The following is a 22,138-nucleotide window of genomic DNA, read 5'->3' as shown; positions in this document are numbered from 1 at the left end:
AGTTACAATGTGTCAAGCGTGCAAACGCATTTTCCACCAAATGACGGTGGCGATATAACGACCCATCCATATCCGCATTACCTATGACCGAATTTGACCTTCTTGGCATCACGGCGTTGGCACCTTTGTTTTTAATCTGTTCGCGAATCTTTTCACTGTCATATCCTTTGTCCGCTACCACGGCTTTAGCCGGCGGCAATGGTTCCATTAATTCGCTTGCCGCCGTGCTGTCATCAATAAGTTCCCCTACTTTATTCAATGCCTTATGCGAAAACGTCAACAGCCCCTAGCACCACTTGGCGCAAACCCTCAGCCACACATAAGGCGAGTGGCTTGCCTTCGGGTGCCTTTTTTTGTTTCTGTTTATTCGTTAGCGGCCGAGAAAGCCCAAGCGCCCTACTCGCTGAAACGCTCCGGGCGGAATGCATCCAGGCACACCGCCGGCTCCTGGTTATCGATCACACTGGCGATCACATCCGCGCTTCCAGCGGCAAGCGTCCAACCAAATACACCGTGGCCGGTATTCAAATACAGATTCTCCCGGTTGCCACGGCCAATGATTGCAGGGCCGTCTGGCGTCATCGGGCGGAACCCGGTCCAGCTTTCTGCACTATCGATGTCGGTGCAACCCGGAAAGCGACTGCGAACCGCCTTTTTAATGGTGTCAAGACGTGCCTGCGGAATACTCCGGTCAAAATCGTTCAATTCCACAAACCCCGTTGCCCGCAAGCGGTCGCCCAAGCGGGTCATAACTACCTTGTATTGGTCATCGTGTATGGTGGAGTTTGGCGCTTTTTGTGCATCGGTAATGGTTGCCGTCAGGCTGTAGCCTTTCATCGGATAAATCGGCAGTCGCTGGCCCAGGGGCCGGGTCAGCTTGTCAGACCAGCAGCCGGCGCTGACGACAACCGCATCGGCGTTCAGGTTTTCCCGCTGCCCTTCTTTGGTACGCAACATAATGCTGTTGACACGCCGGTCGTCTGCCAGCAGTTGTTCTACGTCTACCTCATAGCGAAACACCACGCCTTTTTCTTCACAAGCCCGCGCCAATTCACGGCTGAACAGGTGGCAGTCGCCGGTGCCGTCGGTGTCATAGCTGAGCGCGCCGTAAAGTGGCCCGTTGCCGCTCAGGCCAGGCTCTAACTGTTCTACCTCGGCGGCGTTCAAAATACGTGCGGGAATGTCCATACTACTCAGCAAGCGTTGAGTCCTGCGATAGCCGTCCAACGCCTCCGGCGTACTGGCTAAATGCAACAGGCCTTTATGGGCACCGTCAAAGTCCAGCTCAAGCTCGTTTTCCAGAACCAGGAAACGCTCTCGGCTGTGCTTGGCCAGGCGCAACATGGCGCGCCGGTTAAAACCGAAGAGCCCCGGCGACCAGGCGTAGCGTAACGTCGAAAACATGAAACGAATGGTTGCCAGCGACGGCGGCATCCCCATTTTTAGTGGCCCGTCCTGTTTTACCAACCAAGGCAGTGCTTTAAGCACCATAGCCGGGTCGGCCCAAGGATACACAACACCGTAAGAACGCTGCGCGGCATTCGCCTTACTGGTTTCATTACCTGCCAGGCTGTGACGCTCCAGAACGGTCACTTGATGGCCGCGGCGACAGAGTTCCCAAGCTGTGGTTACACCAACCACACCACCACCAATCACCACAACGTGCATAGAACTCTCCTTTGGCTGGGTGAACAAAGCGTAAAACTGTTAATATGGCGACATTCCTTGCCGACAACGTATTGCGAGTGCCCCATGAGTAAGAAGCGTCGTGAAATTCCACGATTTGATCACCCTATCATAGAAACCCACTGCCATCTGGACTACCTCAAAGAGCGCCCACTTGAGGATATCCTACTGCAAAGTGAGCAGCTGAACATTGAGCGCATCATCACTATTGCGGTCGCTCCGGATAATCTTGAGCGTGTGCGGCAACTGAGCCAGATGGCCCCCTGGATTTATGGCACCCAGGGGGTTCATCCCCACGAAGCCGAAACCTTTAACGATGAAGTGGAAGCTGAAATTCGCACCCACGCCGGCGATACAAAAATCGTCGCGGTCGGCGAAATCGGGCTGGATTATTACTACGATCACGCTGACCGCGAGGTGCAGCGCACCGTGTTTCGCCGCCAGCTACAAATTGCCTGCGACTGCAACAAGCCGGTAGTGATTCACAGCCGCGACGCCGACGACGACATGGTTGAGATTCTGCGCGAGTTCGAAACCAGCCTGAACCGGCGCGGCGTGATTCACAGCTTTACCTCCGGCCCCGGGCTCGCGCGCTATGCCCTGGGCCAGGGCTGGTGCCTGGGCTTTAACGGCATAACGACCTTCAACAAAGCCGAAAGCGTGCGGGACATTGTACGCATGTCGCCCATCGAACAAATTCTGCTGGAAACCGACGCGCCGTTTTTGACCCCGGTACCCTATCGCGGGCGTGAGAACGCGCCTTGTTACCTGCCCTTTGTGGCCGAAAAAATTGCCGAAGTAAAAGAGCTGCCGTTGCAGCAGGTGATCGAGCAGACCTACCACAACAGCTTGCGCACGTTTTTTCCGGCGGGCTAAGGCCGCAAGCGGGTCAGGCTTGCCTAGCCTAATGACAAAAACAGCCCCATGAACACCGGGGCAAAAAACGACAGCAAAAAACCGGAGGCGATAGCCACGGGCACGCAGGCCAAACCACCGCTGCTGCGAATCACCGGCAGGGTAAAATCCATAGAGGTGGCTCCGCCATAACCAATGGCCATTGCCGGGCGGCGGGCGATCACCAGCGGAATAATGGCCAGAGCGATAATTTCGCGCAGCATGTCGTTCATAAACGCCACCCCGCCCCAGGCGGGCCCCAAGGCATCACCAATGACAATTCCAGACAGCGAGTAAAAACCAAAACCGGAAGTCAGTGCCAATGTCTGATGCCAAGGCAAACCTAGCACTGGTATTAGTAACACACCCGCCAGCATTGAACTGACCATTACAACCAGCGCTATACCTAGGCCCTGCATGTTCATCAGCAGCTTGCGCAAAGACAAACCAGCGTTACGAAGCTGCAAACCAATCAAGAACAGCAGCAGCATTAGCAGGCCGGTAGCGATCTGATCTATAAACGGTATAGCCGGCAACAGGTAATAGCCCAATAACAAGCCAACAAGAGCTGCGCTCAATGGTTTTATCGCCGCCATGAATAGCCGCCGATAGCCCGGGTTAGCCGACTCTTCCGCGCTGCTCACTGCCAGTGGGCGCCAACGGTGAAACAGCCACAAACCACCCATGTTGCACAGCAGCAACAGCGCCACCAGAGCCAACACCTGGCTTGCCATGGTGCTAAGTTGACTACCCAATCCGTCCATTTGCCCTAGCCCCAAACCAAGCATACCCAGAATCAGATACACCAGGGTTTCTACCAGGTAGTGGATAGAAGTCATCGCGCGACGGTTGGAAATAGAAATGGCAAAGCCAAGAAACAGCGGCGCCAGTATCAGCAGCACTCCAGTCAGCATCAGTGCAACTCGCCGTCGGCGGCCACGCGCACAACGTGCCCGCGGGCATAATACGTTTGTAGGTCATGCCAGTGAATACGGGAGGTTTCAAGATTCAGTCGGGCTTTGATTTCATTCGCAGATTCAGAAGAAGAAGACATAACGGCCTTGATGGATGGTTGTCAAAAATGCGTGGCAAATTTTAACCGATTGCCCGAATAGCAGCCACTGTCACCCGGTGTGCCAGTCCATTACAGGCTTTAATGATCGCACCGCCATAGAGACAAAAGGCCAGCACCCTTCAGGTAGCTGGCCTTTCGATCATCACGGCTTTTAGCGACACACGTCAGGCATTACGCAGCATTTCCCGAACCACGTAGTGCAGAATCCCGCCGTGGCGAAAGTACACCGCTTCGTTCGCTGTGTCTATGCGCGATAGTAAATCACAACTTGCGGTTGTGCCATCCCCATAAGTGACCGTCATGCTCAGAATTTGCCCGGTCGTGATGTCGCCAGACAAGCCATCAATGGCGATGGTTTCGTCGCCGGTCAGTTTCAGGGTTTTGCGGTCGGTGCCACTTTGGAATTGCAGTGGCATTACGCCCATGCCGATCAGGTTGGAACGGTGAATACGCTCGTAAGATTCGGCGACTACCGCACGCACGCCCAGCAGGCGAGTACCTTTGGCGGCCCAATCACGGCTGGAGCCGGTACCGTATTCCTTACCGGCAATCACCACCAGCGGCGTACCCTGCTGCTGGTACTTCATTGCGGCGTCGTAGATCGGCATCTGTTTGCCATCAGGCACGTAACGAGTAAACCCGCCTTCTACGCCATCCAACATTTCATTGCGAATACGTACGTTGGCAAAGGTGCCACGCATCATCACCTGGTGGTTGCCGCGACGTGAACCGTAAGAGTTGAAGTTTTTTGGTTCTACACCGTGCTCCTGCAGGTATTTACCGGCGGGGCTATCGGCCCTGAACGAGCCGGCGGGGGATATGTGATCGGTGGTGACCGAATCCCCCAGCAGCGCAAGAATACGCGCTTCGCGAATGTCGTCCACCGGCTCGGGCTCCGGGCCCATGTTTTCGAAGAACGGCGGGTGCTGGATGTAGGTCGAATCGTCTGACCACTTGTACACCTTGGTTTTTGGCACTTCTATGGCCTGCCAGGTAGCATCGCCGTCGAACACGGCGGCGTATTCGGTGCGAAACATGTCCGTTTTGACTTTTTCCACCGCCTCTGCCACTTCCTGCTGGCTGGGCCATAGGTCTTTCAGGTACACCGGGTTGCCGTCTGTGTCGTCACCCAGCGAATCTTCCAACAGATTCACCCGTACGTTACCCGCCAGCGCGTAAGCCACTACTAAGGGCGGCGACGCCAACCAATTGGTTTTCACCAGCGGGTGCACCCGGCCTTCAAAGTTGCGATTGCCAGACAGCACCGACGCCACGGTAATGTCACCATCGGCAATGGCTTTTTCCACCGCATCGGGCAGCGGGCCGGAGTTGCCGATACACGTGGTGCAACCGTAGCCCACCAGATCAAAACCGAGCTTGTCCAGGTCGCCCTGGAAACCGCCTGCGCGCAGATACTCGGTGACCACTTTCGAGCCTGGCGCCAACGACGTCTTCACCCACGGCTTGGTTTTCAAGCCTTTGGCGACCGCTTTTTGTGCTACAAGGCCAGCGGCCATCATAACGCTGGGGTTGGACGTGTTGGTGCACGAGGTAATCGCCGCAATCACAACCGCGCCCGGGTCCAGTCGGGTTTCCTGGCCATTCATCGTCAGCATCTGACTGGAGTGATGATGATAACTGTTGTCGACACCGACGGCGGTTTGCCCACCCTCAGACTCAAGTGCGTTGTCGCGTTTGTCATTCGTTTTGGGTGCACCTTCGCCGGTTTCCATCACCAGTTCAAACGCGGCTTTCATGTTCTTCAGCGCCACCCTGTCTTGCGGGCGCTTGGGGCCGGCCATGCTGGCTTCGACCTCATCCATATCCAATTCGAGGGTAGCGGTATACGCCGGCTCGTGGCCGGGTTCACGCCACAGGCCCTGTGCCTTGGCGTAGGCTTCTACCAGCTCGACCTGCTGCTCCTCACGGCCGGTCAGGCGCAGATACTTCAGAGTCTGTTCGTCTACCGGGAAGAAGCCGCAGGTGGCACCGTATTCAGGCGCCATGTTGGCAATGGTAGCGCGGTCGGCCACCGGCATATCTTTCAGTCCGTCGCCGTAAAACTCAACAAATTTACCCACGACTCCATGGCTACGCAGCATTTCGGTAACGGTCAGCACCAGATCGGTGGCGGTAATGCCTTCGCGCAATTTGCCGCTGATTTTAAAGCCAACCACTTCGGGAATTAACATAGATACCGGCTGGCCCAGCATGGCGGCTTCGGCTTCAATGCCGCCCACGCCCCAACCCAGTATGCCCAGGCCGTTGATCATAGTGGTGTGGGAATCGGTACCCACCAGGGTGTCCGGGTAAGCCAGGGTTTTGTCGCCCAGCTGTTTGTGCCATACGGTTTTGCCCAGGTATTCCAGGTTCACCTGGTGGCAAATACCGGTTCCGGGTGGCACCACGCGGAAATTATCAAAGGCCTGCTGGCCCCAGCGCAAGAACTCGTAGCGCTCCTGGTTGCGCTCCATTTCCATGGCAACGTTGTCTTTGAACGCCGAAGCGTCGCCAAAGCGATCAACCATAACGGAGTGGTCTATCACCAGGTCCACCGGCGTCAGCGGGTTGATCATTGCCGGGTCTTTGCCGGCTTTTTGAACGGCCTGGCGCATAGCCGCAAGGTCTACCACACCGGGCACGCCCGTAAAGTCCTGCATCAGCACCCGCGCCGGGCGAAACTGGATTTCAGTGTCGGAATTGCGGTCTTTAAGCCACTGCACCATGGCATCAATATGGCTGCGGTCTACCGTGGTGCCGTCTTCATTGCGCAACAGGTTTTCTAATAGCACTTTCAGCGAAAACGGCAGGCGGTCAAGGTCACCCAGCTCAGCCGCCGCTTTCGGCAAGCTGTAATAATGATAGGTAGTGTTTCCAGCCTTCAGGCTGCTAAGGGTGTTCAGGCTATCCTGACTGTGAAGTTCACTAGACATAGCGTACCTCCTAAGGTGAATTTAGCTCCTATTACTATCGCACCGTTTCGGTAGACTGCAACTCTATAACATAGATCTTCACTATTCAGCGGCTGAATAGTGAAGCGTTAACGCCGATACCGGCGTATTCTTCAGGTAGCACTTTTGCGATTATAAACACTGCACTCAAGCCAGGCAGGACACAAACACATTTTGAAACACGATTGCCACTATCACCCCGGCGACCCGGCCAAATGGCATTGCGGTGAATGCCAGCTGCATTTTTGCGCCCGCTGCATGCCAGACGCTAACGCCAAACAACGCCGCGGGATATGCCCCCAGTGCAACAAAGCAATGCGCTATTTGGGCGCCGCCACCGAGGTGGTGCCGTTCTGGCACCGGCTAGGCGCGTTTTTTCGCTATCCATTCCACGCCGATCCGCTGCTGGTTATCGCCATCTGCACACTGGTTCCGGCTCTGGCACCTCGCAACCTACTGGGCATGCTGGTGTGGCTGTTACTGGCGCTGGCGCTGATGAAATACACCTACGCCGTTATCAATCGCACCGCCGAAGGCCACCTGAAGCCACCACCGCTGGCCGAGGCCTTTAGCGGCAGCGGCTTCAACATTGTGATTCTGCAGATTCTGGTGTTTGCACTGATGGGCGGACTGGTAACGGCCGCGGGCCTGTTGGGCGGGCCCTTGCTATTACTGCTGACGCTGGCGTTTGTGGTGTTAGCCCTGCCCGCCAGCATTATGGTGCTGGCCATGGAGCGCAGCGTGGGCGCGGCGGTAAATCCCCTGAACCTGGCCACTTTGATCGCCCGCATCGGCAGCCCCTACTTCCTGCTTTACGGTTACCTGATTCTTCTGGTGCTGGCGTCTGGCGCGGCCCAGGATTTTGCCCTGACGCACTTTTCAGAATGGGTATCGCGACCGCTGGCGGGTTTTCTTAACAGCACCTTCACTCTAATGCTATTTCACATGCTGGGTTATCTGCTGTTTCAGTATCAGGAGGAGCTGGGCTTTGCTGCGGATTACCAGGACGCTGTCGAACCCGAAGACCATCACCACCGCGATCGCAGCCAGCGCTTTGATGCCGACCTGGACATGAACCTGAAAGATGGCAACTACGATCGCGCGCAGACTCTGCTGCTAGAGCAGCTCAAGCGCGAACCAGACAACTCGCTGCGCATTGGCCAACTTTACAGGCTGCTGGCGGCGCGCAATGACATTCGCAGTGGCAGCCCGCAATGATGGCAAGGCCCTGGCAGACTTGCTGGTGCAACTGCAGCAGGCAGACCCACAATTCCGTTTGCAAGACGCCGAGCTTTCGGTAACGATGGCCGGCGCGCTTTATCGCAGCGGTCACTATCGTTTGGCATTGAAACTGCTTCTTGGAGCAAGCGCAGGAACGCCAGCCATTACGCGGCCCCAAAGCCAGCTTTAACATAGCGGACTAGTGTTCTGCCTGGCTAATTCATAAGCCTGTTGAGCGTCTGATGCCACCAGCGTAGCGCTATAACCACTGCCGGTAGTGCTGGGCCTTGGGCGCCATCTGGCGTTTTTCAAATTCCGCCACCAGCAGGCGACAGGCCTCGCTGACCATCAGCTCGCTGCCCGCGCCTCGCAGGCACTCAAAGGCTTTTTCTGCGGTGCTCAAATCATGCTGTTTCAGGCTGGCAAACAGCACACGGTTGTGGTCTTCCGCAGCCAACGGCTGGTACGCCTCGCCTTTAGCCAAATATTCCCGCCATACCGCAATAACTTGATCAAATTGCTGCCTGCTGAGCGCATCATCCATCCGCTCGCGGCTAAAGTGGCGATACTCGGGCAGGTCCGGGCGCAGTTGTGCCAGTTGTTGCTGATGTTGCAGTACCAACGCGCGCTGGGGATAAGCTTCTCGCAAAGCCTCAAAGCGCGTACTGGCCAGCTCAAAATCCAGGGTAGATATCGCCGCCATAGCCTGCCCATAAGCCTCGGTAAAAGCGGCATCTTCCGCTTCGGGTTCAGGCTCGAAAAACGTGTCTTTCACCTGAAACCAGCTTTTACCCAACGCTCCCACTAGAACCGCACCTGCCAGCAGGCCGCCAGCGTGGGCCATGTAGGCGACACCGGTAGCGCCGGCGTACCAGTAATCGTAAATCTCTTTACCCAGCCACACCGGCAGAATGGCGATAGCCGGCGCTCGAAAATAGTTGAAGTAGACGCCCAAAAAAATGAAAAAACGGATTTTTTGCAGACCGTAAATCGCCACGTACATGCCCATCAGCCCGGAAATGGCGCCAGACGCGCCCATCAGCGGCACCAGGCTGCCCGCAGAAAATCCAGTGAACATCAGGCCAGAAAGCGCCCCACACAGCAGATAGGCCAACAGAAAGCGCGCAGCGCCCAAGGCTTTCTCCACGGTAAATCCCAGCAAAAACAGAAACACCAGATTGCCCAGCAAGTGGCCCCAGCCGCCGTGCAAAAACTGATAGCTGATAAAGCTGTGCAGCGACAACTGCGCGGGTATCAGCCCAAAACGATGGGAACTAAGCCGGCCAATAAAGTTGTCCTCAATAAAGCCCCGCTGCTGTTGCCAGCGCTCTCGCTCTGCGCTGGCCCACACCAGATCACGGTTATCGAGCAAATACTGATAAAAGTCGCGGTCCATCAGCAGGATAACCGCCAGCCAACCGTCTTTCTGATTGGCCTGTAGATTACGCATCTGCTGCAGCTGGTAAACCGATTCGCTATCGCCCTGCTGGCGTATCTGGCGCAGCAGGTAATCTTCGTAAACCGGCGCCTCCAGAGCCTGCAGATCATTTTTCAAATAGTGGTTAACAGCCACCTGAAGCTTGCGCTGGTCGGCACCCTGATAAAACGTGAATACCAGCACGCAGGCCAGCATCAACCCCAAGGTAATCCAGGGCGGGCGTTTCCAGTTAACAGCGTTTTCAGCGGGAATAATCAGCATGGGGCATCACATTTGATCACAATTGGCCACCTGTAAGCCGTGTTTTGTCATAGCGTAGCCTTGGTTGCGCGGTTTAATGGCGCTATCGACCAACCGCCTAGTGCTGTTATTGTTCTGCGCGCCAATCGTTCGGCCTTGATATAGTACGGCCTCGAAATCCGGCTATGAACATCATCGTTCGGCGTAAAAACATTATCAGCCGGCCCCCGAATGCAAGGAAACCCCACATGACCGTTCTTGTTTTGGACAGCCCGGAATTACTGGCCCGCGCAACCCTGGCCGAGGGTTTTCAGCCAGATTCATGCGCCGAGTCACACAAACCCCGTCAGCTGAAGTTCCATTACGGCTACAACAAGCATCAGCTTAGCGCCGCCGACATGGACATGCTTACCCGTCACGGCCACTACTTACGCCGCAACGTTCATCTACATGTGCGCGTACACGGGCATTCCGACGTCTTTGGTACCGACGACTATGGTCATTTTCTGTCGCGCATGCGGCCAACCGCCGGGTGGAACTGGAGTACGTGCAACACAGCGTATCCAGCGCGCTGTCCGGCTAAATTGGCCAGAACCCCTTGAGCTCTTCGGCCTAGCCGTATGCCTGAAACACATTCAGCAGCAATAACACGGCGATCACCAGAATCGCAGCCCAGGTTAGCAAAATACCCACCGTGCGGGCCTTGTGGGGCCCGCCCTGGCCCTGAAACATGCCCCAAGCGTGCAATATACGACCCACCACAAAAGCCATACCAACCCAGTAAATAAACCCGTTGGAAACGCCGTTCAACTCGGCAATACCCAGCATCAGCAGGGTCAGCGGTGCGTATTCCACCAGATTACCGTGGGCACGCACGGCGGCCTCAAAATCGAGATCTTCCGCAATACCCATACCCTTGCCGTATTTGAGCCGGTACTTAACCACCACGGCAGACAAAACCAGCAGCAAAATTCCGATAACAGCCGCGAAAACACCGGTTATAGGTACAATCATATTCAGTCCTGGATCAATGAACTGCCCGCGCAGGCCATGCCTGCGTCGCCGACAAGTGACGGAAGCTAACTCACTGTGCCTTACTTTCACCCAGCTCGGCAATTGCCTTGGCCATAGCACTGTGGCAGCGCGCAATCAGTTCGGGTATGTCTTTGTTGGTCATGCCAGTGGTTTCAATGGCCGGTAATACACCCGTCCACGCCAGTATTTTTCTCAGTAGGGCCATAAAATAGCAACTTTGTGTCCGATATTTTGGCGCACAAGTGTACGTCAGGTTTACGGCCCGGAGACAGTCCCAATTTGCTCAAACACCCATACCGCAGAATCCAGAGCGTTGCCGGTTTCGCCAAACAGCGGATGCACAAACAGAATCAGCAACATAACCAGCCAAAGACCGGCGGCATCACGGCTACGCCACAACCCGCCTATGGCGCGGCGCACCAACGCACGGCTGAACGATATTACCTGCGCAAAAAATAGACCTGTCATTATCATAATCAGCACCGCCATTTTACGTTAGTAAGTTGCGTTATTGCTGCGGACACCCGGCAGGCACCCGCAATCATTGCAACAGCACTGTATGACTCTAATATGGCAGCGGCAGCGGGCAACTGTGATCAATTGTGGCAAGCCCCGCAGCACAACCCTTTTGCCCTTGTGCAGCGCGAGCGTCATCACTATCTTAGGTTTACAGCACTGCTCGCCTATTAACCCCGCCTCCACTCACCGGGCCGCCATGAACAAGCATCTGGCACTGATCGAAGACGAACCCGCCATCCGCGACAATTACCGCGCCGCGTTCGAACGCCGGGGCTTTTCTGTGTCTACCTACGGTGACCGGCCAGCTGCCTGGCAGGCGTTACAGCGGCAGCTGCCAGACCTGGCGATTATTGATGTGGGCCTGGGGAGCGAAGCCGAGGGCGGGTTTACTTTGTGCCAGGACCTACGCCGGCAGTCAGCCACTCTGCCGATTATTTTTCTGACCGCCCGCGACAGCGACATCGACTCGGTACATGGCCTGCGCCTGGGCGCAGATGACTACGTCACCAAGGACATGAGCATGGAACACCTGCTGGCCCGCATTAATGCACTGCTGCGCCGCGCAGACGCCTGGAATCAGGCCTACCAACAGCCCGACGAATTGCTGGCAAGAGGCAAACTGACACTGAATCTGGACCGCATGAGCGCCAGCTGGAACAACCAGGCCGTTGAGCTGACGGTCACCGAGTTCTGGATGCTGCACGCACTGACCCGCCACCCGGGCCATGTGCGCAGCCGTGTTCAGCTGATGGACGCGGCGAGCACGGTACTCGATGACAATACGGTGACGTCGCATATCAAACGTATTCGTGGCAAATTCAACGCTCTGGACCGCGACTTCAACAGCGTTCAAACGGTTTACGGCATGGGTTACCGCTGGCACGACCACAATGCCTGAGCGTGCCATTTTCGGCCCAAGCCAAGAGCCGTGCGCGTGGCCGCACTGAGCCTGAAACGCCAGCTGTTGCTGGTAAGCCTGTTAATGTTGCTGATTCCTCTTGCGGGGGTTCAGTTTGCGCTTGAGTTAGACACGATTCTGCGCCAGCAGGCCCAGCAACAGTTGCAGCAACAGGCAAATCGCCTGGCCCTGCTGGCGGGTGATGAACTGCTGGCACAGCCTCCGTTGGCCGCTGATACGTTTGCGGTTTATACCGCGGCTCAAAATAGCACTTTACTGCTTGACGGCTACGCCGATGATTGGCCTGGTTACGATTCCCCCGAGCCCTTCCCACCGCCGGCGCAAGCGCCTCTATCCGCTCTTCAACCCTGGCAGCAGCTGCCTGAGGCTGCTCCTCAGCCTGGCGCGCTTTACTGGCAGGCCAGCCACAGCGATAAAGCCCTGTATCTGCTGATTCGCATTCCAGGCCAACCGCCCCAGCTGTTCAATCCCGGAGCGCCGCAGCAGGCCCACCACCGGTTATTGCTGCAACTGTTCAGTGGCGCCAATGAGCTCCGTGTAAACCCGCGTAATCAGGCCTGGTTGCTACGCCCGTCGGCGCCCGGGCAGTTGCCGGCCCGTAGCGGTGCTAACTGGACCAAAACAGACCCCGGCGTGAACGCGTTCTGGCAACCGGTAGCCAATGGCTGGCAGCTGGAACTGGCCCTGCCCCGGCCTGCCGTGGGCAGCCGCATAGCGCTTGCCCTTTATGGAGGCGAAGGCGTGGCTGCTGAAAGTCCGCCATTGGCGCAGATTCCAGCGGCCACTCTGGTTCGCCGCAACGCGGATCTGGAGCAGACGCTGGCCAGCTGGCTAGACAGCGGCCAACAACTGCGAGTAATGGAAGAGTCTGGTTGGGTGATCGCCCGTCAGCAGCGCACAGTCATAACCAAGCCGGCGACCACGACGGGCATCGAGCCAAGTACTGCACGCATCAACCAAGCAGATGAAAACGCCTCGTGGCTACAACAGGTAGGGCAGAATCTGCTGAAGGCGCTGGTGAAAGCCAATCAACCCGACTCGCTTCTGGTGAATGAACAGCTCTGGCGCCAGCTCCCGGTTAATCTTCCAGCCCCAGCGTTGATGCGTCACAGTAACGGTAGCCTGTGGCTGAGCGCACAGGCACCGGTGTTTGGTGGACGAACACTGGTGCTGGAGCAATCGCTGGATCAACTGCTGAACATTTCAGGCGCCGCTCTGGGCACCGTACTGGCCCGCAGCTTTCTGATTATTATTGGCTTGGTGGTGGTTTTGCTGGGTTATGCCAGCTGGCTGTCATGGCGCATCAGCCGTTTGGCGAAATGGGTCACCCAGTGCGTGGATGCCGATGGCCGAATGGATGCCCAGGTGCCGTTACAGGCAAAGTCAGGCATTGGTAACGACGAACTGGGCCAGCTTCAGCAGCGCTTTAACCGGCTGGTCAGCAGTCTTCACGGTTACAACCAATACCTGGAAAGCTTCTCACAGCGCTTGTCCCATGAACTGAAAACGCCACTGGCGGTGGTACGCTCATCCCTTGATAACCTGACTCACTGCACCGATGAAGCCGAGCGGCAAAATTATCTGACCCGTGCCCAAAGCGCTGTGGCCAGGCTTAGCGGTATTTTGCGCAGCATGAGTGAAGCCGCACGGCTGGAGCAGAGCCTGGAAGCCGAACACAAAGAGGTGTTTGATGTGGCTGAAGTGCTGACGCAGGTGACGGCCGCCTACCAGGCGTTGGATCCGCACCACGTTATTGTGTACCAGGGCCCGGAGCAAGGCAGTCAAGTTTTGGGGTCGCCGGAGCTGTTGGTACAGCTTTTGGATAAGTTAGTCGACAACGCGCGGGACTTTACCTCTGGAGGCCAGCGTATCGAGCTGGATTTGCGGCGAGTTGACCAGGGCTGGCAACTCAGCGTATTTAATCAGGGCTCCCGACTACCCGCCGGAGCGGATATTTTTTCGGCGTTTGTGTCCCATAGGGTAGGCCAGTTCAACACGTCTGAACATCATCTGGGCCAGGGCCTGCTGATTGCGCAGCTGATTGCGAACTACCACCAGACCTGCCTGGAGGCGGATAATCAGAGCCGAAACGGCCTTGACGGCGTGGCGTTCCGGCTGGTGATTCCCGGCGCTGAATCAGGCGCGGATATAAACTCGACGACGCCTTAACCACCGAGTAATCGCCGACTAATCAACTAGCGGCGAGCGCGGGCCGTGCTGACGGAAGAACTGCTGCGCTGTGCGGCCATTGCGGACACCGCGAGCGGTCGCGAAACGAATGGCTTGCTGGTGCAGGGCCTCACGATCGCCAACTTCGACAAACAGAGCATCAATCGCCTGCAAGTAAAGCGCCTGGGAAAACGCATAGAACGAGAGCTGCACACCAAAGCGATCCGCCAGGGAAATCTGCTCCTCTATGGCTTCAGCCGGATGAATTTCACCCCCACGACTGTGGCTACTCATGTTGTCTGCCATGTACTCGGGCATCAGGTGGCGGCGATTCGAGGTGGCGTACACACGCACATTCTCCGGTGGCAGTTCCAGCGACCCTTCCAGAACGCTTTTCAGCGCCTTGTAGCTGGTTTCACCGGCCTCGAATGACAGGTCATCGCAAAATATAACGAAGTGGTAGGGCAAGTCCCACAAATCATCAACAATTTCAGGCAGGTGCACCAGGTCGTCTTTATCCACCTCAATCATCCGCAGGCCCTGTGCCTGATAGTGGTTCAGCAGCGCTTTGATCAAAGACGACTTGCCAGTACCACGGGCGCCCCAAAGCAGTACGTTATTAGACGGCTCGCCCTGCAAAAAACGTTCGGTGTTCAGCGCCAGCGCCTGTTGCTGTTGGTCTACGCCGGTCAGCGACCCCCAGGTAACCGGATCCAGGCGGCGAATAGCACGCAGGCCGGAACGGTGCCGGCGCCACACGGCGGCCGGCGTGGTGCGCCAGTCGATAGAGTCGGTAACCGACATAAGCTTCTCCCTGTAACTATGGTGAAAGCAGGCACTGTAGCGCAAAGCGGTTTCAGAATTGCGGTTAGCAGCCGCGACCTATGGCACAGCTGTCGCCTCTGGCTCATCATTTCGCACTCGCATAAAACTGGCAAATCGTGGCAGGCCGGTGGCGGTGTGGCCAGAATGTTTGAAGGTAATAACGCTACCCAGTGGCGGTGGTTCTGCGCGTTCGGCATCGCTGAAACCGCTGCCAATGCGAAACTCCCGATTACCGGCCAGCCGCACCCGCAGCGCGCCCATCATGCCCTGATATTTGCCCTTGCCCGGCAGAATGCCCACAACGATCGCTTCGGCGTCGTCAAAGCGCTTCACTTTTAACAGGTCATCCGAGCGACCAGCCTGATAAACGCTAGCGCCACGGCGCAGCATCAGCCCTTCGCCACCGACAGCAATCACTTTATCCCGGCGAGCCATCAGCTGCTGATGGTTTCCGGGCCGTTGCTGCTCAACCAAGGCCAGATAGGGTGAACCCGCTTGACTGACCAACTCGCGCAAACGGGGAAGACGTTGATCGAATGTCTGGTCGGCCAACGGCAAATCGAACACCATAAAACGCACAGAACGCCAATCCGCATCGACGGGCCGAACGGTGCGCACAATGCCGGAAAGTTGTGCAAAATGGCCGCGCCCCAGCCACAGCTCTCCGTCTAACGGCTGCGGCGGGAAATCGCTGACAAACCAGTCAGGCGCCTGAAACGGATTGCCGCGGCGGGACCACAGGCGCTCACCGTCCCAATAAGCCCGCACTCCATCCAGTTTTTCGCTCACCCAATAATCCGCAAGCGGCGCACCCTGCTGATACACATTAGCCAACGGAACGCTTGCTGGCCCAGCGATTGCACCAACGGTCATCAGCGCCATGCTTGCCAATAAGCCTGAACCCAGGCGCTTCATCCATGAAATAACAAACATCAAAAACTCCTTTAAATTTAGGTTGCGCTCCATCCTGGTGCTCAACGTTCGCCACTCTACTTTGAAGCATGCTTAAGATGCGAGCCCTGTTTGCTAGCGTGTCAGCACACTTGCACTCACAACCAAATGCGTGTCACACCTAGCCCCAAGCGCAGAGACTGCGCGCCACCGAATATCCACGAAGCTATGCTGAAGCGCCTGAACGATCCAGAACTGATTCGCTTGGTGGAGTCGCGTCGATCTGAGCGTGGTGAAGTTTTTAGCCGGGCGCACCGACGAACCTGACCACTGGTTTACCATAACCGCGATTACGCGCAGTGGATAAAACTGCTTACGCTATAGTCTGTCGTGGATTAGTTGGCTTAAACGTCTGTTTAGGAGCGGATTTGAGATGGGCTTGAGGCCTACTAACCAGGTAGTGCTGGTTTTTCTCTACATGTCGTTTCAAAGAAGCCGACTCTTACAATGCTCGCCTGAAGCGCACGGCCTTATCTTTGAAACGAGCATCGAAATTCCCAATGAAGCTGATTCGTCCGAGAAGGCGCGCCGCTAGCGCATCGTCTGGCTTATTTATCGACAGCCAGTTCTGCATATCCTCATGGACAGCCTTGTATTGGCAATTTCGGGGTCTTAACTCGTTGCCGACGATAACCGTGCCGGTAATGCACTTGGCTGCTTTAGGGCCATAAAATCTAGTTTTATCGGGATGCAGAGTATGCTTATACTTTTCGGTAATGTTTGATATTTTGTCAACGAACTGGTGGTTTAGCTTCGTGCCTGAGAAGGTCAGATCATCTACATAAATTGTCATGGTCGCTCCTCTGGCGTCCGCAACCGCCTGCATGTCACAGAACATTTTCTGGTTCGCGAAGTACGCCATTGGCATGCTAACTCTGCTGCCCGTTGGTATGTGGTCGTTAAACGTTAGTAAACGCGACAGAAGATCCGCTACGTCTGGTGCGCATTTCATGGTGTCCGAGAAAAAATCAAAAACTTGCGATCTAGATGTGCTTTTGAAGAAAGACTTAATATCAACGGTGACGGTCCGCCGCCCGACCCCCAGATGCGCCTTTGCATTCGAAAAAATAGAACGCCCTTTTGTTCCAGAATGGAGCTCGTTCGGCACATCTATTCTACAGAGCAGGCTAGCTATTCTGGTATGCACCATATCCAGACGCCGCAAGGGCGCCTGGATAAATCTTGTCTTACCTTTAGTGATTTCGGTGAAGCAAGAATAGTTGTTATCGTTACAAAGCTGTTTTAATTCGGCCAGCTCAGAGAAGATAATTTTGGCTAGTTTTCTTTTTGTCGTTAGCTTAAATAAAGGGGAATCTTGAAGAGGATAACTTTTATTCTTTGTCTGAATTCTGGGTTTACGCCGGTTTTGCGTCATCTTTCAATGCCACCCACTCCATAACGCTCAGAATCTTATCAGCAACGACATAACGGAAACGCTCTGGCACTGACTCTTTTCTGTCCAAATTCTCTGAAAAGAAGACTAGCGACGAAACTGGAATATCAAATATTGCAGAGTATTTTTCGAGAAGCTCAAACCCTATCGTTTTTTTTCCCGACTCAATCTCACTTAGGTACGATTTTGACATTTCAAGCTTTCCTGCAAGCTCTGCTTGAGTCAAACTATGAAATAATCGCATCGTTTTCAATGCTCGATGGATCATCATAATCTCCTAAAAAAGTGGGGGAACCGATTAAGAATATCAACATCACTGAAGAAAATGACTTAAGAGCCTCCAAATCCAATACGCAATGCGGATTGCAAGTTTCAACAGCGCCCAAGTCTTACTGTATTTCTTCTCCTTTGACTTCTTAATCGTCTGCCAGACCGTGTTGAGTCTTAATAATTTCATATTGGTGTCCTTTAGTTACTAACACTCGGGTGAGTATCAGCTCGCCATAACAAAAGGACTATCGGGAGTGTCTGGCAGCAAATCCCCTGTTTCTACCACGTGGTGTCGCCAACACGTGGTATCAGCTCGCACGTTACATCACAGGTGATCTCATGACGACGCTAGCGGCCCAGTAAGGTAGAGAATAAATTCTCCGCGAGTGTTTCCACTCAGTTGCTTGGCTAAATCTCCCTCTCAACACTAGAACTATATTATCTAATAAGTTCGCTATTTGTCAACAAAAATCGCAAATAGCGAACTTTCGTTATTTGCGACACCAACAGCCAAGCACGGGCTAGAGGTAATCCTAAGGGTCGTGGCGATCAGCTCAAGATGGGGTCGCCGGATATATACGATTTAATTACCTGAAGATCCAGTCGTCACCTTTCACCTTACTGCCCAAAATATCTATACCGCACGCCAGGTGTGGGTTTCCGCTTCGAATTCGGCAATCCCCAAAGCAGCCAGCGACTTAAGGCCTTCCTCTACAGATTTCCTGGGCTTCCGTTTGAACATTTCGGCCAGGCTGTCCGTGGTGTGGGATCGTTCGGCCAGGGCCTGTCGCAGTACTCGTAGCTGCTCGGGGATGGCTTTCGGGAAGGCCGCCTTGCCTTTGCTCGTAGTGGCTTCCGGTTTTGTTGCGGTTTCCTTGGGTGCGATGTCGACTTCCTGTTGTACGGCATCCGGCGCCTGGTAATCTGGTCGAAGCCAACGGACAACCCCTTGGGCTTCTTCCTGAGCACGCTGTTTGTTGAGTGCCACCAACCGTATCAACAGCTCTTCCTCAGCTTCGGCCTGGTCGGCCGATTTGTCGGGCAGAGGTGTCGTTGCGCCGGGCTTGCCAACTAGTTTTTCGGCCAAATCTGGCCAGCCATAGGCCTCGAAAACAGAGCGATCCAGGTCGTCGTGAAGTTCCCGGAGAAGGGATACCAGGCCTTGCTGGTGGACAGTCTTTTCTTTGGCAGTGAATTCTTCGCCTACCCTTAGTTTTTCTAAGACGTTGTACATGCCGGTTAGGGTTAGGTTGGGGTATTCGGCTTGTTGGCACTTTCTACGGTCATCTATTGTCTCCGCAAGAACGCCAATTTTTGAAGCGGTCTCGGAGTCTAGAGCCGGAAATGGAAATGTCTCGAAACAGCAGGTTTTGTTATACCTTGGCCTATTTTCAAGTGTACCTCCGGCTGATAAAGCCCATAGGCTGTGTATGCGGCTAGACAGCACCCCTAGCGAATAGAAATCACTTAAGCCAAAAGTAACCAACGTGCTATCTGGCGCTGTCTCTATAGGTATCACACCGAAAAGGCGATGCTTCATAGTTTCTACAGTAACTAAATACTGGGACAATGTTTTTGTAAATTCTCTGAATTCCTGTCTAGGGTGGCCAATAACCCACCACTTCTCTTTAAAAATTCTATTCCTATTCTGGTCTCTTTCTGGTTTTACGGTCGTAAGTAAGTGCTGATATGCATCGGGAAAATCCCCTTGCACTTCAGCTCGATCAAGTCCAAAAAAGTCGATTATATGTATACCACGCCTTGTGGATACGAAATCTCGCCCGCTAATATAAGGACGAATGTATTTTGCTATGACGGAGTTTTCTTTGAGTCCGAGCCTTTCGGCTTTTTCTTGTGTGACCTGGAAGCCGCCTCCGATTGTTTTCATCCCAACAGAACATATGCCTTGGTTAGCCTCAAGGGAAACCGCTGAGGATACATCTGCCCCAACTTTTAGGTTTGAGTAAATTCGCCCTCGCTGTACCGAAAAAGATTCAACCATGTCGTCGTTTTTAGCTCCACCTTTTCGAAACTCCGATCGTACCTTTTTCAAAATACCCGGATGACTGCCGCCTTGACCAACTGTCATGGCAATCCTTACTGCTGCGCCATCGTTGCTCTCCACCCATGGGTGATCCGGGGTTGCATAAATAATGGATAGTGGGTTTTTTGCGTTTAAGTGAGGCTCCACGGCTCGCCTGATGTAAGACTGCGTTATTGAGTTCGTGGTAATAAGGCCAAATCTTTTTACTTCACCATCTCGTGCAAGTTCAGCAGCTCGATGCCACCACCTCATAACGAAATCCGCGGATTGGGGCACTTCATTCCACGCTTTTTGAATTGCGTCTACGTAACCGTCTCCGAGCAATGCTCGCATGCGTTTTGCCCCAATAAAAGGAGGGTTACCTATAATGTACTCCGCTTCTGGCCACATACTTTGGCGAGGATTGTGGTAGCGATAGACAGTGGCTCGCCCGGTTTCATCGGGAATCAGTTCACCCGTAATCGGGCTGACCTTCATACTGATGCTATCCCAGATCGTCACCGGATCACCGTTGTCATCCAGCTCAGGTTCCCGGCTGTCATACTCAATCAGGGCATCCCGACATTCGATGTTTTTGAAGTCCCGCAGGATGGGTTCAGGCAAATCTAGGCGATCATTCAGACGGTAATGCCACTGCAGATAACCAATCCAAAGCACGAGCTCAGCAATTTGAGCGGCCCGAGGATTGATTTCCAATCCAAGAAACTGGTGAGGATCAACGGTCAGGCCCTCACTTTCCAGGACGCCCTGACCCTGAGTCAGCTCAGAAAGGAAGCTCAGGACTTCCCCTTCCAGTCGTTTCATGTGCTCTAAGGCCACATAAAGGAAGTTAGCGCTGCCGCAGGCCGGGTCCAGCACACGGGTTTGGCAAAGCTGATAATGAAAGGCCTGGACTTCCTGGAGTGCTTTGGCGGTCTTACCTTGGCGCAGCAAGGTTTCCGCTGCCCCTCGAATATCGCCCCACTGTTCCCGGAGTGGTTCGATCAAAGTCGGCATCACCAAACGTTCAACGTAGGCCCTGGGCGTGTAATGAGCGCCCAATTTATGGCGTTCCCGTGGGTCTAGGGCTCGTTCTAGCAGCGTGCCGAAGATTGCCGGCTCCACGAATCGCCAATCTGCCTTAGAGGCATCAATGAGTAATTGAATCTGGTGAACGTTTAGCGGAATGGGGTCGATGTTTTTGAACAGGCCGCCGTTGAACCGTTTAATGGTTTGCATCAGGCGTTCACTATAACCCCCAGCGTTCATTGTTTCCCAGAGACCTTTCAGGGCATGAGGGAACGCATCTGGATTCAGGTCCTTAACGTCTACAAGCAAGTCGTGGAAGGATGATTTGGGTAACAGTTCCACATCTTCAGCAAACATGGTGAACAGACAGCGTTTCAGGAAACTGGCGGCCCGTTCAGCATCATAACCACTGTGCTCCAAGGACTTCGCCAGCTCTGCCAGCTTGGTACTGACTTCCCGTGTGACTTTGGCGGCGTGTTTACTCGGGTCGAGGCGGTCTGGCTCCAGCCAAAGTTGGCGAAGTCGGTGCTGAACCTCTGGCTTGTGCAGGTCGTCCAGCTTGATTTCGTAATGCCGAGGATCCGGGAAAGGAACGTAGTTGCCGCCGGTCCGGGTGAACTCGGAATAGATATAGATGGCATTGCCAACGTCCACGACCACGATGAAAGGAGGCCGACCATGCTCAATTTCTTCTTGGGGCAGTCCACGAATGTAGCGTTCGGCCTGGGCTACCGCCGCATTGATGGCATTCTGATGGCTTCGGGAGGCCAGTTCTTTGCCAGTCTGTTTCCCTTCCAGAACAAAGCAATCCCGGCGATACAGATCGATGTACCGGTTATCGGTATTGCCATCAACTCGCGGAGACGCGATAAATCGCTCAAACACATAAGCGTTCTTGCTGGTGTCACTCTCTCCTGGCACCGGGTGCGACAGATCCAGCAGGGTGCAGAGATCACGCATGAATGACTGGAAGTTCGAGCGTTCACTGCCCGAGTTACCTTTCCAGCGTTTGAGAAAATCTTCTACAGCGGAAGGGTCAGCGATGCCATCCAAGCGAACTACTCCATTAGTTAGATCTGTTTTGAGGTGATGTTACCTGTTTTCCAAATGAGCGGCATTAAGCGCCACAATAGAGTATACCCTTAGGGGATGGTTTGATGTGACACGGAAAAGTGTCACTATTGGGTATAAAATTATTTTTGTGACAGTATCTTTTTCTAACCACCCTAATGTGACAAAACACTACCTGATTACTCACGTTAATCAGCCACGCTGCCGCCATTCTGGCATATACTGATCATATACAGTACAGGAGGCAATCTCATGGCACGTAACCCAATCCAGTTCCAGCCCGGCCTGTCGTTGCCGGCTTTTCTCAAGCAATACGGCACAGAAGCACCGTGCCAGGAAGCCCTTTTCCAGCACCGCTGGCCCAAGGGATTTGTGTGCCCTGACGGCGGCAATGCTACCGGCTGCCGGCTATCGAGGGGGCATGACCAG

20 protein-coding genes and 1 pseudogene are annotated in these 22,138 nt (G+C 54.6%); 7 read left to right on the top strand and 14 right to left on the bottom strand.

Going from position 1 to position 22,138, the window contains the following annotated elements; genetic code table 11:
• Positions 1-247 (bottom strand): annotated as a pseudogene (locus tag A3OI_RS0113125) (transposase); the annotation flags it as partial.
• 149 nt (positions 248-396) lie between these two features.
• Positions 397-1,668, bottom strand: a complete 1,272-nt coding sequence (locus A3OI_RS0113120) for a D-amino acid dehydrogenase (RefSeq protein ID WP_018404721.1) — start codon at positions 1,666-1,668, stop codon at positions 397-399.
• 84 nt (positions 1,669-1,752) lie between these two features.
• Here A3OI_RS0113120 and A3OI_RS0113115 point away from each other — a divergent pair, with 84 nt between their 5' ends.
• A complete protein-coding gene (locus A3OI_RS0113115; RefSeq protein ID WP_018404720.1) occupies positions 1,753-2,562 on the top strand; it encodes a TatD family hydrolase in 810 nt (269 codons plus the stop codon).
• Positions 2,563-2,585: 23 nt separating this feature from the next.
• Here the strand turns inward: A3OI_RS0113115 and A3OI_RS0113110 are convergent, their stop codons facing one another.
• The 3 genes from A3OI_RS0113110 to acnA form a co-directional block, all read right to left on the bottom strand.
• Positions 2,586-3,494, bottom strand: coding sequence for a lysine exporter LysO family protein (locus tag A3OI_RS0113110; protein ID WP_018404719.1), 909 nt, complete (start codon positions 3,492-3,494; stop codon positions 2,586-2,588).
• The gene (locus A3OI_RS22815; protein WP_018404718.1) at positions 3,494-3,634 is read right to left on the bottom strand and encodes a DUF2288 family protein; all 141 of its coding nucleotides are present in this window, start codon (positions 3,632-3,634) and stop codon (positions 3,494-3,496) included. Before A3OI_RS22815 ends, A3OI_RS0113110 begins: the two co-directional genes overlap by 1 nt.
• Positions 3,635-3,819: 185 nt before the next feature.
• Positions 3,820-6,588, bottom strand: a complete 2,769-nt coding sequence (gene acnA / locus A3OI_RS0113100) for an aconitate hydratase AcnA (RefSeq protein WP_018404717.1) — start codon at positions 6,586-6,588, stop codon at positions 3,820-3,822.
• Positions 6,589-6,780: 192 nt separating this feature from the next.
• Here acnA and A3OI_RS20215 point away from each other — a divergent pair, with 192 nt between their 5' ends.
• Entirely contained in the window at positions 6,781-7,824 is a 1,044-nt protein-coding gene (locus tag A3OI_RS20215) for a B-box zinc finger protein (RefSeq protein ID WP_407635527.1), read from the top strand.
• Complete coding sequence (locus tag A3OI_RS24700; protein WP_407635526.1) at positions 7,796-8,017, top strand: hypothetical protein; 222 nt, start codon at positions 7,796-7,798, stop codon at positions 8,015-8,017. Before A3OI_RS20215 ends, A3OI_RS24700 begins: the two co-directional genes overlap by 29 nt.
• A 69-nt stretch (positions 8,018-8,086) precedes the next feature.
• Here A3OI_RS24700 and A3OI_RS0113090 read toward each other — a convergent pair whose 3' ends face one another.
• The gene (locus A3OI_RS0113090; protein ID WP_018404715.1) at positions 8,087-9,526 is read right to left on the bottom strand and encodes a rhomboid family intramembrane serine protease; all 1,440 of its coding nucleotides are present in this window, start codon (positions 9,524-9,526) and stop codon (positions 8,087-8,089) included.
• Between the two features lie 227 nt (positions 9,527-9,753).
• Here A3OI_RS0113090 and A3OI_RS20210 point away from each other — a divergent pair, with 227 nt between their 5' ends.
• Entirely contained in the window at positions 9,754-10,107 is a 354-nt protein-coding gene (locus tag A3OI_RS20210; protein ID WP_228702975.1) for an OmpA family protein, read from the top strand.
• A 10-nt stretch (positions 10,108-10,117) separates the two neighbouring features.
• Here A3OI_RS20210 and A3OI_RS0113080 read toward each other — a convergent pair whose 3' ends face one another.
• The 3 genes from A3OI_RS0113080 to A3OI_RS0113070 all read right to left on the bottom strand — a co-directional run bounded on the left by A3OI_RS0113080 (position 10,118) and on the right by A3OI_RS0113070 (position 11,014).
• Positions 10,118-10,519 carry an MAPEG family protein gene (locus tag A3OI_RS0113080; protein WP_018404714.1) on the bottom strand — a complete coding sequence of 134 codons (402 nt, stop codon included), beginning with the start codon at positions 10,517-10,519 and terminating at the stop codon, positions 10,118-10,120.
• A 70-nt stretch (positions 10,520-10,589) separates the two neighbouring features.
• On the bottom strand, positions 10,590-10,745 hold the full coding sequence (locus tag A3OI_RS22810; protein ID WP_018404713.1) for a hypothetical protein: 156 nt from the start codon (positions 10,743-10,745) through the stop codon (positions 10,590-10,592).
• 50 nt (positions 10,746-10,795) lie between these two features.
• Entirely contained in the window at positions 10,796-11,014 is a 219-nt protein-coding gene (locus A3OI_RS0113070; protein ID WP_228702974.1) for a hypothetical protein, read from the bottom strand.
• Between the two features lie 241 nt (positions 11,015-11,255).
• Here A3OI_RS0113070 and pdsR point away from each other — a divergent pair, with 241 nt between their 5' ends.
• Both pdsR and A3OI_RS0113060 read left to right on the top strand, forming a co-directional pair.
• On the top strand, positions 11,256-11,957 hold the full coding sequence (gene pdsR, locus A3OI_RS0113065; RefSeq protein WP_018404711.1) for a proteobacterial dedicated sortase system response regulator: 702 nt from the start codon (positions 11,256-11,258) through the stop codon (positions 11,955-11,957).
• A 36-nt stretch (positions 11,958-11,993) separates the two neighbouring features.
• The gene (locus A3OI_RS0113060; RefSeq protein ID WP_018404710.1) at positions 11,994-14,147 is read left to right on the top strand and encodes a histidine kinase dimerization/phospho-acceptor domain-containing protein; all 2,154 of its coding nucleotides are present in this window, start codon (positions 11,994-11,996) and stop codon (positions 14,145-14,147) included.
• 18 nt (positions 14,148-14,165) lie between these two features.
• On the opposite strand, the gene A3OI_RS0113055 is transcribed toward A3OI_RS0113060, so the two are convergent.
• The 5 genes from A3OI_RS0113055 to A3OI_RS0113030 form a co-directional block, all read right to left on the bottom strand.
• Positions 14,166-14,951, bottom strand: coding sequence for an ATP-binding protein (locus tag A3OI_RS0113055; protein ID WP_018404709.1), 786 nt, complete (start codon positions 14,949-14,951; stop codon positions 14,166-14,168).
• Between the two features lie 78 nt (positions 14,952-15,029).
• The gene (locus A3OI_RS0113050) at positions 15,030-15,905 is read right to left on the bottom strand and encodes a DNA ligase (RefSeq protein WP_018404708.1); all 876 of its coding nucleotides are present in this window, start codon (positions 15,903-15,905) and stop codon (positions 15,030-15,032) included.
• 460 nt (positions 15,906-16,365) lie between these two features.
• Complete coding sequence (locus A3OI_RS0113045) at positions 16,366-17,298, bottom strand: reverse transcriptase family protein (protein WP_018404707.1); 933 nt, start codon at positions 17,296-17,298, stop codon at positions 16,366-16,368.
• The gene (locus A3OI_RS0113040; RefSeq protein WP_228702973.1) at positions 17,279-17,587 is read right to left on the bottom strand and encodes a helix-turn-helix domain-containing protein; all 309 of its coding nucleotides are present in this window, start codon (positions 17,585-17,587) and stop codon (positions 17,279-17,281) included. Before A3OI_RS0113040 ends, A3OI_RS0113045 begins: the two co-directional genes overlap by 20 nt.
• Before the next feature lie 633 nt (positions 17,588-18,220).
• On the bottom strand, positions 18,221-21,691 hold the full coding sequence (locus A3OI_RS0113030) for a class I SAM-dependent DNA methyltransferase (protein ID WP_018404704.1): 3,471 nt from the start codon (positions 21,689-21,691) through the stop codon (positions 18,221-18,223).
• A 270-nt stretch (positions 21,692-21,961) separates the two neighbouring features.
• On the opposite strand from A3OI_RS0113030, the gene A3OI_RS20205 reads away from it, so the two are divergent.
• The coding region (locus A3OI_RS20205; protein WP_040475077.1) for a transposase at positions 21,962-22,138 on the top strand (177 nt) is incomplete at its 3' end.

It is taken from the genome of Marinobacter gelidimuriae, assembly GCF_000372805.1.
Lineage (GTDB): Bacteria > Pseudomonadota > Gammaproteobacteria > Pseudomonadales > Oleiphilaceae > Marinobacter > Marinobacter gelidimuriae.
This window is presented reverse-complemented; position numbering and strand designations above follow the sequence as displayed.